We start from the raw sequence: 14,797 nt of genomic DNA, 5'->3' as shown, positions 1-14,797 counted from the left end.
GCTCATCGTCCGATCTGGAGGGCCGCTGCGTAGGTCTCCTTGGCGCGGTCCACCACGGCGGCGTTCGCCTGGTAGCCGCGCTGAGCCATGATCAGCTGGGTCATCTGGCTCGACATGTCGATGTCCGGGTAGCGCACGTAGCCCGCGTCGTCGGCCAGCGGGTTGTCGGGCTCGTACACGAGCCGGCCCTCCGCGGAGCCCTCGACGATGCCGGCCACCTGGACGCCTGCCTGGTCACCCTGCATCTCCTGGGCGACCACGTACTTCTGCCGGAACGCGTCCTCGCTGGTGGCCCGGACCGTGCTGACGTTCGCCAGGTTGTCACTGACCGCGTCGAGCCACTTGCGGTGGACCGTCAGGCCGGTGCCCGCGATGCCGATCGCGCCGAAGATCGTCATCAGCTGGTCCGCATCGCGGCGCGCACCGACGAGAACTGGCCGGAGATCGCCTGGGTCGCCAGCTGGTAGCGCAGGTTGGTGTCGACGTTGAGCAGCGTCTCGGTGTCGAGGTTGACGTTGTTGCCGTCCTCGCGCGTGGGCTCCAACGACCGGGCGACCTGCGCCGTGACCGCGCCGCTGCCATGCCGGACCGCTTGGCTCAGCTCGTCCTCGAAGGAGACACGCTGGGCCTGGTAGCCGGGCGTCTGGATGTTCGCGACGTTGTTCGCGATGACGCGCTGGCGCAGTGCGAGACCGTCGAGCGCGCTGTTGAGCGCGACGGAGCTCACGGAGTCGAACATGCCCATGACGGACCCACCTCACCGACGAGGAGACGAGGTCGGCCGATCCGTGGCCTGCTGTGCGAGCGATCCGTGCTCACTGTCCCCATCGGCCGCGACGCCGGGGTGTGGAGGACTTCCTGCAACCCGATCGGGCTTCACCCGTTCGGGTGCGGGGGCTCAGGCCTCGGCGTCGACGTAGACGGCGGCGGCATCCGCCGGACGGCCCTGCAGGGCACGCGTCGCGGCGATCTGGCGGCGGCTGCGCGTCATGGCCTCGGCCGTGCGCCGGGCGGTGTCGAGCTGGCGGTCGAGGAGCGCCTGCGCGCGGACGTGCAGGGCGGCCGGCAGCGGACCGAGATCGCCGCGGGGGTGCCACTCGGCGGCGCGGGCGACCTCACCCACGCTGGCGAGGTGGGCGTCGCGGAGCGCGGCCTCGGCGGTCGCGAGATCCAGCTCCAGCTCGTCGAGGGCGTCCGACCAGGCGGCGACCCAGAGGTCGGTGCCCGACGTGACGGTGGCCATGTCAGCCGACGCCGAGGAGCCTGGCACCCATCGCGGCATCGGTCGTCGCGACGGGAACCGTCATGGCAGCCGGGGCCGCTGCCCGCGTGAGCTCGTCCGCGGCGGCGTGCCACGCGTCGGCCAGCGGGAGCACCAGGTCCCGGCACGCCCGCGCCCGGTCGGCGTCGCCGTGGGCGCTGGCACCGATGAGCTCGGCCAGGAGGTACCGGTAGATCGCCATGAGCTGCTCGCCGCCCTCCCAGCCCTCCGGCTGCAGGCTGACCATGAGCTCGGCCACGATCTCCTGCGCGTGCTGCAGGTGCGCGCTGCCCTGCACCCGGTCGCCGGACTGCAGCGCCTCGACGCCGCGGTCGACGTCCAGCAGCATGCGGTCGTACAGCATGGTGAGCAGGCGGGCGGGGCCGACGGTCTCGACCGCGGAGGTCACGTACCGGGAGCGGACGCTGTGCATGAGAGGTGCCCTTCGATCGGTCGGACGGTCGGGGTCAGCTCGAGGCCGACAGGGACGCGAGCTGGCTGGACAGCCACGACGACTGCGACTGCAGGCCCGAGAGGGTGACCTCGAGGGCGGAGTAGGTCTTCTGCAGGGACTCGCGTCGCAGGGCCAGCCGCGTGTCCCAGTTCTCGATCTGCTTGCCGAGGTCGGTGACGACGCCCTGCTGGCCCGTGATCTTGAGCGTCAGCGAGCCGTCGATCGAGTCGCTGGCACCGTCGGCCACGTCCGCGACGCGCTGGGCGAGGCCCGCGACGACCTTCTGCGTCGCCTCCGGGTCCTTGGCCAGCGCGGCGGAGAACTTCGCGGAGTCGAAGGTGAACGTGCCGTCGCGGTTCACCGTGATCCCGACGGTGGACGGCGACACACCGTCGACGGCGTAGGACGCGGCGGTGGCCAGCTGCTGCTGGAGCCCGCGCACCGCACTGTCCCCGGAGAACATTCCGCCGGTGACCGTGGTACGGCCGTCGCTGGCCGTCGCGGTGGTGGTCGCGGTCCGCGACGAGATCTCCGAGAGCACCACCCCGAGCGAGCCGACGAGGCCCGAGGCCAGCGCCGTGAGCGCCGCCGTGTCGGTGGCGACCGTGAGGGTGACCGGGTCGGTCTCGACCTTGGAGACCGTGATGCTCGTGCCAGCCAGCACGTCGGAGAACGTGTTGGTGGCGGAGGTCGCCTGCTGCGCGGCCCCGCTGCCGGGCCAGAGCGTGATCTTCGCGTCCTGCGCGGTGCGGGTGGGCGTGAGCCCGACCGACGTCGCGGTGCCCGCCTCGACCTCCGCCTTGGTCCCGGCGTAGATCGTGAACGCGGCGCTGGCTCCGGTGGACGTCCCGGAGAGCTGTAGCCGGGTGTCGCCACCCACGGTCACGGCGACCGCGGAGACGCCCGCGGCCGACGACGAGATGGCCCGGGCCGTCGCCGCGGCGTCCGTGCCGACGGCGATCTCGGTGAGCGTTCCGTCCGCCTTCTTGAAGGTGAGGGTCGACGCACCGCCGGTGAACCTCGCCAGGTCGGCCGGGCTCGTGAGCGAGACCTGTCCCTGGGCGACGGCGTCGACCGTGAAGCTGAGCGCGGTGGGCGTTGCGCCCGTCGTGGTGGTCGCGGTGACCGAGGCGGCCGACGTGGTGGCCTTCGTGGCGTCCCAGGAGACGGCCTTCGCGGCCTTCGTCGCGGACTCGGCGAGCGAGGCGACCTTGGTGTTCAGGGCCTGCAGCGCGGTCACGAGCGACGTGGTGGAGCTCTGCTTCGACTTCAGCAGGGTCTGGGGGGCGGCCTCCGCGGACATCAGGCTGTTGATCAGGTCGGTCGTCTGCAGACCGCTGACCAGTCCGTCGATGCCGAGCGCTGCCATGGGCCGTCTCTCCTGGTGCGAGCTGATATCAGGTGGTGCACCGGTGGCGGGCGGCTATCGCCAGCCCGCCACCGGTGGGTCGAACCCTGGGCCGCAGGGGATCACCCGCGGCCCAGGTCAGGATCACCGCAGGAGCGAGAGGACGCCCTGGGGGATCTGGTTGGCCTGCGCGAGCATCGCCGTGCCGGCCTGCGACAGGATCTGCGCGCGGGTGAAGGACACCATCTCCGAGGCCATGTCCGTGTCGCGGATCCGGCTCTCCGACGCGGACAGGTTCTCCACCGAGACGTTGATGTTCTTGATGGTGTGCTCGAGGCGGTTCTGCATCGCACCGAGGTTGGCGCGAGCAGTGGAGACGCCCTTGATCTTGTCGTCGATCAGCTTGATCGACGCCTGGGCGTTGGTCGCGCTGTCGAACTTGAGACCGACCGTCGAGGTCGCACCGGCGGTGCCGGCGGCGGTGAACCCCGCGCCCGCGCCGTCGGGGTCGGCGATGCCGACCGCTCCGCCGTTGTTGGCGGAGACCACGATGCCGGTGCCGGCGCCGTTGGCGTCCTTCACGACCGAGACCGTGAAGTTGGCCGCGAAGGCGGCGTCGCTCCGGAGAGCCCCGGCGTACTCGTCGACCGACTGGAAGCCGGCGGCCGAGCCGTCAGCCGTGGCGTCGAGCGTGCCCGTGGTGATCGTGGTAGCGACGCCACCCTGGGTCACCGTGAAGGTCGCGGGCGTCGTGGCCAGGGCGGTAACACCCGCAGCCGCGATGTCGAACTGCGTGCCGGACGTCGCGAGCGCACCGGTCTTGAGGTCGGCCGAGAGCGACTTGATGTTGGCGCCGGACAGGTCGACCACGATCTGGGAGTTGGTGTCGCCGTCCGCACCCACCTGGAAGGTGAGCTTGCCCGAGCCCGCGCCGGCGGAGCCGTCGAGGAGCTTGGTGCCGTTGAAGTTCGTCGAGTTCCCGATCCGGTCCAGCTCGGAGACGAGGCTCGTCGCCTCCGTCGTGATGTTGGCGCGAGCGTCCGCGTTGTTGGAGTCGTTACCGGCCTGGACGGCCAGGTCGCGAACCCGCTGCAGGATCGCGTGCACCTCGGTGAGGGAGCCCTCAGCGGTCTGCACGACCGAGATGCCGTCCTGGGCGTTGCGGGCGGCGACCTTGAGGCCACCGACCTGCGAGCGCAGGCCCTCGGAGATCGCCAGGCCGGCCGCGTCGTCCGCAGCGCGGTTGATGCGGAAGCCGGACGAGAGCTTCTCGAGCGACTTGCTCAGGTCGTTCTGCGTGTTGGACAGGTTGCGGTACGAGTTGACTGCCGCGATGTTCTGGTTGATCGAGAGACCCATCGTGATCTTCCTCCTTGAGTCGGGTCCGAACAGCCCCTCCATGGGCTTGGTCTGCCCATCGGCTGCGATCCGCCGGTCTGAGGAGTTTTCTGCGACGAGTTCGTCGAGGTCAGGCGGACACGGCCGGCAGTGCCGCGACGGCGGAGCGCTGCACCGGCACGACGCCGGGCGCCGCGGTCGGGGTGGCCGCCATGGCCGCGCGGGCGGCGATCGCGGCGAAGTACGAGTGGCGGCGACGCTCGGCCACGCCGTCCGGACGCTCGCCGGCAGCAACGAGGTCGGGCTCGAGGTTGGCGTTCAGCCCGTCGCGCAGCAGGCTCAGCGCCTCGGTGCGCAGCTGGCTGATGCGGGACTGGGTGACGCCCAGCTCGTCGGCCAGCTCGGCGACGGAGCGGTCCTGGAGGAAGATGCCCTCGACCACGACGCGCAGCCGCTCGGGAAGCGTGTGCACCGCGGCGCGCAGCCAGTGCAGGCGCTCCGCGGTGAGCAGGGCCTCCTCCGGGTTGGGCGCGTCGTCGCGGACCATGTCCGTGATGGCGGGGTCGGCGGCGTCGATGCTCAGCACGCGGCGAGCGGTCTCCTGCGTGGCGCGGTCGACCGCAGCCACGTCGGTGCCCATGGCACCGGCCAGCTCGGTGCGGCTCGGGGCGCGGCCCAGGGTGGCGGTGAGTCGCTCGGAGGTGGAGGCCAGCTCACGGACCCGCTGCCGGGCTCCGCGCGACGCCCAGTCCATGGACCGCAGCTCGTCGAGCAGCGCGCCCTTGATCCGCAGCGACGCGTACCGCGCGAACGGGACCCCCGTCGTCGGGTCGTAGGCCCGCGCCGCCATGACGAGCGCGAGGCTGCCGGCGGAGGCGAGCTCGTCCCGGGACACGCTGGGCGGGACGCGGTGCAGCAGCTCGCTCACGGCGTACCCGACGAGGGGCAGGTTCGCGAGGACGAGGTCGTCGACGGCGGCGGCGGAGATGGTCACCGAGTCTCGCTCGGTCGCCCGGGGCGACGTCTTTAGGCATCGGGCGCCACCAACATGTGAGCACGCTGTGAGGCCGTCTGAATCGTTTTCCACGGGAATCCCCGTGATCATGCGGCACTCACCCGCTGGGTGCTATCACCTCACGGCGCGGACTGTGATGCAGATCACAGTCACGACCACGTGACCATAGTCCTAGGCCAAAAGTCGGACGATCGTCCAGTTGGGAACCGTTTCGACGCCGGCTGTGTCATGGGCATCGAGCCGTGGTGTCATGGGCGCAGTGTCACATATCCGGGCACTTGTGGCAGAACTCGTCACCTCGGAACCGTCACGATGCGGGGGTGACCGTCCGATAGGTGGCTTCAGAAGCACCGTGGCCCCTCACGCCCCGGAAGAGAGGAGGTCGAGCTCGATGGCACTGACCCGGTTGTCCGACGTGCTCTGGCGCGAGCGGACCCTGTTGGAGCTGCTCCTGTTCAAGCTGGAGGAGGAGCAGATGATCCTGTCCAGCGGTCGTAGCCGCTGGCTCGGGCACGCCACGCGCGAGGTGGAGAGCGTCCTCGACGAGATCCGCACCGCCGAGCTCGGCCGCGCCGCAGAGGCCGACGCCGTCGCCGGCATGCTCGGGCTCGCGCCCGGCTCCAGCCTCGCCGAGCTCGCGGACCACGCCCCCGCGCCGTGGGACGAGCTCCTGCGCGCTCACCGCGACGCGTTCGCCTCGCTCACCACCGAGATCTCGATGCTCGCTGACGGCAACCGCGAGCTGCTCGCCATGTCCCACCGCGCCACCCAGGAGACGCTCCTGTCCCTCCAGGAGGTGCACACGTACGACGGGTCCGGACACGCCGCCGGCGCCGCACCCACCGCCCAGCTCGTCGACCGATCTCTGTAAGGGGACCCGTGAGCACCTTCTCCGGTCTCGGCACCGCGCTCAGCTCGCTCATCGCGCAGCGGCAGGCGCTCGACGTCGCTGGTCAGAACATCGCCAACGCCAACACCGTCGGCTACACCCGTCAGCGCGCGACTCTCGCGGCTCTCCCTGCGGCGACCGTGCCGTCGATGTTCTCGACCTCGGACGGCACCGGCGAGGGCACCCGCGTCTCGGGCATCGACCGGCTCGCCGACATGTTCCTCGACGCCCGCCTGCGCACGCAGACGTCGGGCGCCTCGTACCTGTCCGCCCGTGCAGAGGCGTACACCGCGCTGGAGTCCAGCGTCGGCGAGCCGGGCACGACCGGCCTGTCCAGCCAGCTGTCCACCTTCTGGGGTGCGTGGCACGACGTCGCCAACACGCCCGACAAGGGGTCGGCCAAGGCGGTGCTCCTCGAGGACGCGAAGGCGGTCGTCGACCGGATCGGCACCCTGTACACGGCCGCCCGGACGCAGTGGACGCAGGCCCGGTCCACCACGGTCGCACTCGTCGGCCAGGTGAACACCACCGCGGAGAGCGTCGCCGACCTCAACGGCCGGATCCTCTCCATCACCAACAGCGGCGGCACCGCTCACGAGCTCGCCGACCAGCGCGACCAGCTGGTCACCTCGCTGTCCTCGCTCGTCGGCGCCGCCATCTCCGTGCGACCCGACGGACAGGTCGACGTGCTCGTCGGCGGCAACGCGCTCGTGTCGGGGAACCGTGCGCAGGCGCTGGCCGTGCAGGGAGCCACCAGCTTCGCGCAGGCCACCGGCGACGCCACCTCGGTCCCGCCCGTCGACGGCCAGGCCGTCACGGTGGTCTGGGCCGCACACCCGACGCGCTCCGCGGGGCTCGACGGCGGCCGCGTGGCCGGCCTGCTCTCGGTCCTCGCCCCGACGGACGGCTCCGGCACCGGCGGCATCCTCACGGAGGCGGCCGCGCGATACGACGCGCTGGCGACGACGATCGCGACCCAGGTCAACGCGCTGCACTCCACCGCGGTGACCTCGGGCACCAAGGTCCCCGGCGGCGACTTCTTCACGTTCGCGGCCGGACGCCCGCCCGCGCTCGGGCTCACCGTGGCGATCACCGACCCCGCCGGCGTCGCGGTCGCCGCTCCCGGCGGCGGCGCGCTCGACGGCTCGATCGGTGACAAGATCGCGCAGCTGGCCGCGGACCCGCTGGGCCCCGACGCCACCTGGAGCGCCTCGGTGGTCGAGCTCGGCGTCCGCACCGCGTCGGCGGGCTCGCGTGCGAAGGTGGCGGAGTCTTCCCGCGCGACCGCCGCCGCGCAGCAGCTCGCCCAGGCGAGCGTCGACACCGACGAGGAGACCGTGAACATGCTCGCGTACCAGCGCGCGTACGAGGGTGCGGCACGCGTGCTCACCGCCATCGACGAGATGCTGGACACCCTCATCAACCGCACCGGCCTCGTGGGGAGGTAGTCGCAGTGATCGCTCGTGTGACCCATCAGACGGTCCAGCGCCAGACGCTGGCCAACCTCCAGGGCAACCTGTCCGCGATGGCGACGCTGCAGGCGCAGATGTCCAGCGGCAAGAAGATCAGCGTGCCGTCCGACGACCCGGCGGGGGCGTCGGACATGCTCCGGCTGCGCGGCGACCAGCGGGCGGTCACCCAGCACGCCCGCAACGCCTCCGACGGCGACTCGTGGCTGACCACCGTGGACTCGGCGCTGGGCTCGTCGCTCGCCGCCCTGCGCCGCGCGCGCGACCTCACGATCCAGGGCGGCGACGGTGCGCTCGGCGCGACGTCCCGCGAAGCGCTGGCCGCGGAGCTCGAGGGGGTCCGCGACACGCTGCTCGACCAGGCCAACTCCACGTACGTGGGCCGCTCCGTGTTCGCGGGCACGTCCGACGCCGGACAGGCCTTCGGCCCGGGCTACGCCTTCACGGGCAGCCCCACCGCGCTGCCCGTCGAGCGGCGGATCGGCCCGAACAACACGGTCCGCGTCGACTCCGACGGTGCAGCGGTGTTCGGCGCCGGCAGCGGCTCGGTGTTCGCGCTGCTGGACACCGTCGCCGCGACGCTGCGGTCCGGCGGCGACCCGACCACGCACCTCGACGCCATCGACTCCCGCATGGAGGCGATGCTCACCGAGGTCTCGTCGGTCGGTGCCCGGCACGCGCAGGTCATCGCCGCGACGAGCTCGCTCAAGGACCAGGAGCTCACCGTGAAGTCGCAGCTCTCCGGCATCGAGGACATCGATCTCGCCGAGGTGATCCTCGAGCTGCAGATGCAGGAGGTCGCCTACCAGGGTGCGCTCGGCGCCGCGAGCAAGGTCCTGCAGCCCTCGCTCCTGGACTTCCTGCGATGAGCACGTCCACGGTCCGCGTCGCCGGCAGCGGCGACGGCTCGGTCGACGTCCCCGGGCTCCTGGAGCTCTCGACGCCGCTGCTCGGGCTGCCGGGGCACGTCCGGTACTCCCTCGAGGCGCTCGACGAGCACGGCGTGCTGTTCGCGCTGCGCAGCGTCCCGGCCGACGAGTCCGACGCCCCCGTGCGCCTGTTCGTCGTGAGCCCTGTGGCGCACTTCCCGGACTACGTACCGACGATCGACGCCGACGCGCTCCCCTGGGACGCAGACGCGGAGCACACGGCCGTGCTCGCCGTGGTCCACCCCGGGCAGGGTGCGCAGGACGGTCCGACCGTCAACCTGCTGGCCCCGATCGTCGTCGACACCCGCTCCGGGCGTGCCGCCCAGGTGGTGCTCGACGGGGACTGGCCGCTGCGCGCACCCGTCGGCTGAGCCGACTCGCCCCGACGCCTCAGGTCCGCGCACCCGCGTCCGATGGGTGGATCGACGGACATCACCGGGGAGAGACATGAGCGTGCTGAACGACTACGACCGCCTCACGCGCGGTGCCACCCTGCTGCGCCAGCCGATCGTGCACCCGGACCGCTCGGTGTTCGGGTACGCGGTGCGGGCCGAGGTGCACGACGCCGACGGAGCGCTGATCCCGGAGGGTCTGGTCGAGGACCAGGCCGACGAGGCGTACGCCACCCTGGATCCCGCGACGATCGCCGGCGACCACCCCCTGATGCTCCGCGCGACCACCGGACTGCTCCTGGGCCGGGTCCCCGCGCCCGCGGCCTCCGCCGGGATCGCCTTCGAGATCCCCGCGCCGCTGGCGGGGCTGCCGGACACCGTCGAACGGCTCATCGAGCTGCGCCTGCTCGGCTACGGCCTGGCGGTCGGCGACTACACCGGCACGGTCGCGCAGGACGCGCTGCTCCCCTTCGTCGACGTGGTCAAGGTCCACATGGGACGCTCGCAGGACCGGCTCCTGCAGCTGGTCCGTCGCGCCCACGAGCACCCCGACATCCGCGTCATCGGGGAGCGCGTCGCCTCGAACGAGTCGATCGCGTTCGCCTTCGACCTCGGCGTCGACCTCCTGCAGGGCCCCATGTTCGAGCGTCGCGCGGAGGGCACGGGTCGCGACTTCCGGGCCGGCGAGATCCAGTGCCTGACCCTGGTCCGCCTCCTCTCGGCCGAGTCGCCCGACCACGAGGCGATCGTCCACACCGTCGAGTCGGACCCTGAGCTGAGCATGCGGGTGCTGGCCATGGTCAACTCGAGCGCGACCGGGGTGCGCCGCCACATCGACTCGGTGCGGCACGCCGTCGTCCTCCTGGGCCCGCGGCAGCTGAGCGCACTGGCCATGGCCTCTCTGGTCGACGCGCGCCCGGCGACGGTCGGCGCGCTCTGGTCGATCCTCGCTCGCGCGCTGACGTGCGGAACCCTGACGGGCTCCGACGCGGGGTACACCGTCGGGCTCCTCTCCGCGGTCGCCGCGCAGGAGCACCTGTCCGTGGACTCGCTCGTGGAGCGCTCGGGCGTGTCCGAGCAGATCGCGCACGCCCTGCGCGACCAGACCGGGGTGTACGGGCCGGTGCTGGCGGCCGTGATGGCGCACGAGGAGAACGACACCGAGGGTGTCGCCGCGACAGGGCTCGTGCCCCGTGACGTGGCACAGGCACACCTGACCGCCGTGTCCGAGGCGTACGCGACCGCGACGGCGCTCGCGGTCTCGCCGACCGCCTGACGCCCCGGCGCGGGCGACTACGCTTCTGACGTGCCCTCGCCGTTCGCCACCCTGCTGCACCCGACCCGCACCACTCCCCCTCCGGTCGCCATCGACCTCGAGCGGGTGGTTCTCGTGGGCACCGGGATCTGGGTGCTGGCGCTGCTGGTGACCGGGGTCCTCGCACTCACGGGCGAGGTCGAGTGGGACATCGTGTGGGTCTGCGCCACGGGGGTCGCCCTCGGCCTGCTCGGGGCCGACTGGGCCCGCCGGCACCGGCCCGTTCCCCCAGCGGCACCGGCCGACGAGCCGCCCGCTCAGGACTAGTCAGGGCCCGATCGGGTCGTCGAGCACGGTCCCGATCACCAGCTCCGCCGCGCGCTCCGGCGCCACGAGGACCGCCTCGATCGCGTGCCGCGCCGACCAGCGCCCGCCCGCCTGCGCCAACCCGGCAGCCAGTCCCGCCGCGTGCACGGCACGGACCACCGCGTGCGCACCCTCGCCGGTCACCCACCAGTCCACCGGCGCTCCGTCGACCGTCAGCTCCTCGTGCTCCCACCACGTGGCCGGGGCGTCGTCCAGGAGCGCGGAGACCTCCGCCGGCACGGGCTGCTCCACGCAGCGGTCCGCGTCGTCGATCTCGCCGGCCGCCAGCTCCGTGGCCAGCGGCAGATCCAGCAGCGCCGCCAGGGCGTCCGCGTGCGCCCGGGTGGCCGGCACCATGGCCGCCACGTCCGTGCGCTGCCACCACATGGGCTGCTCGGCGACGGCCGCGTCGTCGGCGTGCACCACCGCCACCTGCGCCGGGGCGACGAGCGCCGGGATCCGCTCCGCCGGACGCGCCTGCGGTCCCCCGTCCGAGCGTGCGGCCGCTGCCGCGATACCCCGCCACAGGGCCACCGCGGTCCGCTCGTCCACAGGGGAGCCGGGGTGCCCGAGCGCGTCGAGCACCCGCACCCACGCGTCGGCACCGAGCTCGTCGAATCGGCCCACGCCGCCCAGCGCCCGCTGGATCCCCGCGTCGAGCCCCCGCAGCACGTCCGGCACCGCCGGCAGCACGTCCCGGAGGGTCGGCTCCGTCTCGTCGCTGTCGATCGCGAAGATGCCGTCGAGCCGGTCCGGCCCCCGCTCGCGCAGCCACCAGGCGGTGTACGAGGACGCGGTCGCCCCGCGCTCGCCGCGCACCCGGTCCAGCAGCGCACGCCGCAGTGCGGGGACGGAGGCGAGCCGCGCGAGGACGTCGGACCAGCGACCCTCCTCGACCGCGTCCAGGTCGGCCACCGCGTCGACGTCGCCCACGTACTCGCCGCCGCCGAGCGTCGTGGACAGGTGCGCGAGGTAGTCGGGCCAGGCGTCGAGCGACTGCGCGGCAAGGCTGGCGTCGTCGGTGCCGTCCGGGTCGATCGCGGCGGGCTCGGCCACCACGTCGGCCACGTGCACCACCGCGAGGTCGTCGCGCACCCCGACGGCGACGAGGGTCGCGGCGCCCCAGCGCTCCACCGCCTCGAGGGTCACGGGCGCCAGCACGCGCGGGTCCAGCAGGTCGGCCGCGGGCCCGTCCGGGAGCACCAGGCCGTGGGCGGGTGTCGGCTCACCGTCGACGGCGGGGAGCGTCAGGAGGCCCAGCCAGGGCGCGTGCCCGGTGCCGGGGTCGGCGTCGCCGATCGCGGCGCGCACGACGGCCAGGACCGCGTCGGTGACCTCGTCGGCCAGCGCGAGGTCGTCGTCGTCGGCCTGCTCCAGCACGGCCGCCCGCAGCGCGGGATGCTCCAGGAGCCCGCGCGCGTCCGGTGCGTCCGCGCCCAGCCGACCGAGCAGCGGGTGCGAGGCCGCGGCGTCGACCACGCGCAGGCCCCAGCGCCCCAGCGTGCGCAGCGCGTCGGTGCCCACCGCGTCGACCTCCGCCGGGTCGAGCAGGGTCAGGCCGCGCGCGCCCCGCACCACGCGACCGTCGGCGAGGGGCACCGGCAGCGCCCCGAGGGCCTCCCGGGCGCGGGCGTCGTCCGCCAGCGGGTCCAGTGCCCCGTACAGCTCGGCCCACGTGCCGTCGTCGACCGCGGGCAGCTCCTCCACCACGTCGGCGAGGTTGCGCTCCTCCACACCGAGCGCCCGCGCCTGACCCTCCCGACCGACCGGCACGACGACCAGCCCGGCGACCCTCCGCCCCAGCGCCGCCATGGCACGCGGGTGGTTGCTGGCGCCGTCGGCGAGCATCACGGCGCGGTCGGGGGCGACGAGCGGGTGGGGGCTGTCGTCGACCGACCCCGCGGCGCGGCGCAGCAGGGGCGTCCGCGCGAGCCGCTCGACGACCAGGTCCCGCAGCGTTCCGTCGAGGGCGCCCTCCGCCAGCCCGGTCGGCACCAGGGCCAGCGGGTCGTGGTCGGCCTCGGCCCGCTCGTGCGCCAGCCGCGCGTACGCGGTCGCGGCGTGCTCGAGCACCGTGTCCGCCAGCCGGCCGGGCGCCACGTGCCGCCGCGTGGGGTCCAGCGGGAGGGTGGCGACGAGCAGCGCGGGGATGCTGCACGGCTCGTCGGTGGGTGTGGGGGCGTGCACGACGGCCGGCCAGCTCACACCCTTCACGCGCGGCACCGCCCACGTGACCCGCCACGTGCGCGCGCTGCGCTCCTCGACCGGGCGGTCGGCGACGACCTCGAGGGGCAGGTCCCCCTCGGCCGCCACGACCACCCAGCGGTCCTCGACGTCCGCGAACCGGCGCGAGGGGGCGTCCGAGGTGTGGTCCTCGACCACGATCTCCACCAGTCCCGGCAGGGCCAGGAGCAGCGGGTCGCCGACCTCGCGCAGCAGCGCGCGGACCTCGTCGGCCGCGACCTCGTCCCGCAGCTGCAGGACCACCGCGGTGTCGTACCCCGCGGGTGGGCGTCCGTCCGCGGGGAGCGGGAGGCGCAGGGCCGGGAGCGAGCCGTCGCGCCGGCGGACCTCCTCGGCGAGCGCCGGGACGTCCGCGGAGGCCTCGCTCAGCAGCTCCGCGGTGTCGCGGGCGGAGAACCGCACGCCGCCCGTCGTCGACAGCAGGGAGACCTCGTCGGCCACCGCACGGACGGCCGCGAAGCCGACGCCGTACCGGCCCACCATGCCCTCGTGGCTGTCGCGCTTCGACGACGCCCGCATGGACGACAGCGACGCCACACCGTCGGCGTCGAGCGGGCTGCCCGTGTTGGCGGCGACCAGCGCGGTGGTGCCGTCGTCCGCGTGCGCGAGACGCAGGAGCAGCCGGCCGGGGACGTCCGCGCGGGTGGCGGCGTCGGCCGCGTTCTGCGCCAGCTCGACCAGGACCCGGTCGCGGTAGTAGCCGCGGGCGTGGTCCTCCTCGGTGTTGGCGTCCTCGCGCAGTCGAGCCGGCGAGGCGCGCCACGCCCCCAGGACGGCCGCGCGGAGGGCAGCCGTCCCGAAGGCGTCGGTGGTCACGGCTCCGGGTCGGGGCGTGCGGCGGGCTGGTCCGCGGCGGCCGCGTCGGGGTCGACGGCCGCGTCGGGCTCGGGGGCGGTGTCGGGCTCGTCGGCCGGCTCCGCGACTTCGGCTTCGGTGGCGTCCACCGCGTCGACCGCGTCGACCTCGACAGGGGCGTCGACGGTGTCGTCATCGACCGTTGCCTCGACGGCGTCGTCGGCGACCGGGGCGTCGATCGTCTCCTCGGGCGCCGACGCCTGCGGGGCGGCCTGTGCGGCGGAGGACTGCGCGAGGTTGACCAGCTCCAGGCTGAGCTCGTCGATCAGCGGGTCGGCGGCGGGCCAGTCGGTCGGCGGGGCCTCGGAGTCGGTCTCGGAGTGCGCACCGCAGCCGTGGTCGACGCTCACCACGGTGCCGTCGTCGGGCGACCACTGGTTGGCGCACACACCGAACACGGTGCCGAGCGAGCCCTGGATCGGGACCAGGAACCCGCAGCTGCCGCACGCCGCGGCGGACGCCAGCGAGCCGGCACTCGTCGGACCGTGCGGGCCGCGGTACCAGCGCTCGGCGGCCTCGTCGCGACCCTGCGGCGAGAGCACCCGCACGCGGGCGAGCGCGAGCTCGTCGATCGCCACGTCGTCGAGCTCGGGGTCCCCGGTCGGGGTCCAGCCGGGCTCGAGGCGCGGGTCGTCGGCCTTGAAGGGCAGCACGTCGCCGGGTCCGATGTCGCCCGGGCGGATGCGCTCGGACCACGGCAGCCAGGCCTGGCCGAGCACGGCGTCGGGACCGGGCAGCAGCTCGGCCTCGCAGACCGTGGCCGTGCGACCGCGCGGCACGCGGGCGACCGTGACGGTCCACTCCCAGCCGCGGTAGCCACGGGCGGCGGAGGCGAACCGGTGCGACACCAGCCGCTCCCCCTCGATGACGAGGCCGAGGTACTCGCCGACGTCGGAGGGGTCCTCCGCGAGGCCGATCGCGACCTCGCGCGCCAGGTCGACGGCGGATCCGAGGACCGCGTCCTTGGTAGCTGCAGCCATGC

15 protein-coding genes are annotated in these 14,797 nt (G+C 73.6%); 6 read left to right on the top strand and 9 right to left on the bottom strand.

Annotation, left to right across the window (positions count from 1 at the left end; genetic code table 11):
• Positions 1-2: 2 nt before the first annotated feature.
• From flgC to AC1DXT_RS03835, 7 genes are all read right to left on the bottom strand, one after another.
• Positions 3-398, bottom strand: coding sequence for a flagellar basal body rod protein FlgC (gene flgC / locus AC1DXT_RS03865; protein WP_477060035.1), 396 nt, complete (start codon positions 396-398; stop codon positions 3-5).
• Positions 398-739 carry a flagellar basal body rod protein FlgB gene (flgB, locus tag AC1DXT_RS03860; protein WP_477060809.1) on the bottom strand — a complete coding sequence of 114 codons (342 nt, stop codon included), beginning with the start codon at positions 737-739 and terminating at the stop codon, positions 398-400. Before flgB ends, flgC begins: the two co-directional genes overlap by 1 nt.
• Positions 740-898: 159 nt before the next feature.
• Positions 899-1,243 carry a hypothetical protein gene (locus AC1DXT_RS03855; protein ID WP_477060034.1) on the bottom strand — a complete coding sequence of 115 codons (345 nt, stop codon included), beginning with the start codon at positions 1,241-1,243 and terminating at the stop codon, positions 899-901.
• A gap of 1 nt (position 1,244) precedes the next feature.
• Positions 1,245-1,694 carry a flagellar export chaperone FliS gene (locus AC1DXT_RS03850; RefSeq protein ID WP_477060033.1) on the bottom strand — a complete coding sequence of 150 codons (450 nt, stop codon included), beginning with the start codon at positions 1,692-1,694 and terminating at the stop codon, positions 1,245-1,247.
• 34 nt (positions 1,695-1,728) lie between these two features.
• Entirely contained in the window at positions 1,729-3,084 is a 1,356-nt protein-coding gene (fliD, locus tag AC1DXT_RS03845; RefSeq protein ID WP_477060032.1) for a flagellar filament capping protein FliD, read from the bottom strand.
• A 123-nt stretch (positions 3,085-3,207) separates the two neighbouring features.
• Positions 3,208-4,422: a flagellin N-terminal helical domain-containing protein gene (locus AC1DXT_RS03840; protein ID WP_477060031.1), complete on the bottom strand. Its 1,215-nt coding sequence runs from the start codon at positions 4,420-4,422 to the stop codon at positions 3,208-3,210.
• Between the two features lie 109 nt (positions 4,423-4,531).
• Entirely contained in the window at positions 4,532-5,395 is an 864-nt protein-coding gene (locus AC1DXT_RS03835) for a sigma-70 family RNA polymerase sigma factor (protein WP_477060030.1), read from the bottom strand.
• A 412-nt stretch (positions 5,396-5,807) separates the two neighbouring features.
• Here AC1DXT_RS03835 and flgN point away from each other — a divergent pair, with 412 nt between their 5' ends.
• The 6 genes from flgN to AC1DXT_RS03805 all read left to right on the top strand — a co-directional run bounded on the left by flgN (position 5,808) and on the right by AC1DXT_RS03805 (position 10,677).
• Positions 5,808-6,287 carry a flagellar export chaperone FlgN gene (gene flgN / locus AC1DXT_RS03830; protein ID WP_477060029.1) on the top strand — a complete coding sequence of 160 codons (480 nt, stop codon included), beginning with the start codon at positions 5,808-5,810 and terminating at the stop codon, positions 6,285-6,287.
• Between the two features lie 8 nt (positions 6,288-6,295).
• Positions 6,296-7,753 (top strand): flagellar hook-associated protein FlgK, encoded by a 1,458-nt coding sequence (flgK, locus tag AC1DXT_RS03825; RefSeq protein WP_477060028.1) that lies wholly within the window; start codon positions 6,296-6,298, stop codon positions 7,751-7,753.
• A gap of 5 nt (positions 7,754-7,758) precedes the next feature.
• Positions 7,759-8,643: a flagellar hook-associated protein FlgL gene (gene flgL, locus AC1DXT_RS03820; protein ID WP_477060027.1), complete on the top strand. Its 885-nt coding sequence runs from the start codon at positions 7,759-7,761 to the stop codon at positions 8,641-8,643.
• Positions 8,640-9,074: a flagellar assembly protein FliW gene (locus AC1DXT_RS03815; RefSeq protein ID WP_477060026.1), complete on the top strand. Its 435-nt coding sequence runs from the start codon at positions 8,640-8,642 to the stop codon at positions 9,072-9,074. Before flgL ends, AC1DXT_RS03815 begins: the two co-directional genes overlap by 4 nt.
• Positions 9,075-9,150: 76 nt before the next feature.
• A complete protein-coding gene (locus tag AC1DXT_RS03810; RefSeq protein ID WP_477060025.1) occupies positions 9,151-10,371 on the top strand; it encodes an EAL and HDOD domain-containing protein in 1,221 nt (406 codons plus the stop codon).
• Positions 10,372-10,401: 30 nt separating this feature from the next.
• A complete protein-coding gene (locus AC1DXT_RS03805) occupies positions 10,402-10,677 on the top strand; it encodes a DUF2530 domain-containing protein (protein ID WP_477060024.1) in 276 nt (91 codons plus the stop codon).
• Here AC1DXT_RS03805 and AC1DXT_RS03800 read toward each other — a convergent pair whose 3' ends face one another.
• Together AC1DXT_RS03800 and AC1DXT_RS03795 are read right to left on the bottom strand one after the other, a co-directional pair.
• Positions 10,678-13,776, bottom strand: a complete 3,099-nt coding sequence (locus AC1DXT_RS03800) for a sacsin N-terminal ATP-binding-like domain-containing protein (RefSeq protein ID WP_477060023.1) — start codon at positions 13,774-13,776, stop codon at positions 10,678-10,680.
• Entirely contained in the window at positions 13,773-14,795 is a 1,023-nt protein-coding gene (locus AC1DXT_RS03795; RefSeq protein ID WP_477060022.1) for a DUF3027 domain-containing protein, read from the bottom strand. Before AC1DXT_RS03795 ends, AC1DXT_RS03800 begins: the two co-directional genes overlap by 4 nt.
• Between the last annotated feature and the right edge of the window lie 2 nt (positions 14,796-14,797).

The sequence above is a fragment of the Cellulomonas sp. P1_G12_2 genome (assembly GCF_056405535.1).
This window is presented reverse-complemented; position numbering and strand designations above follow the sequence as displayed.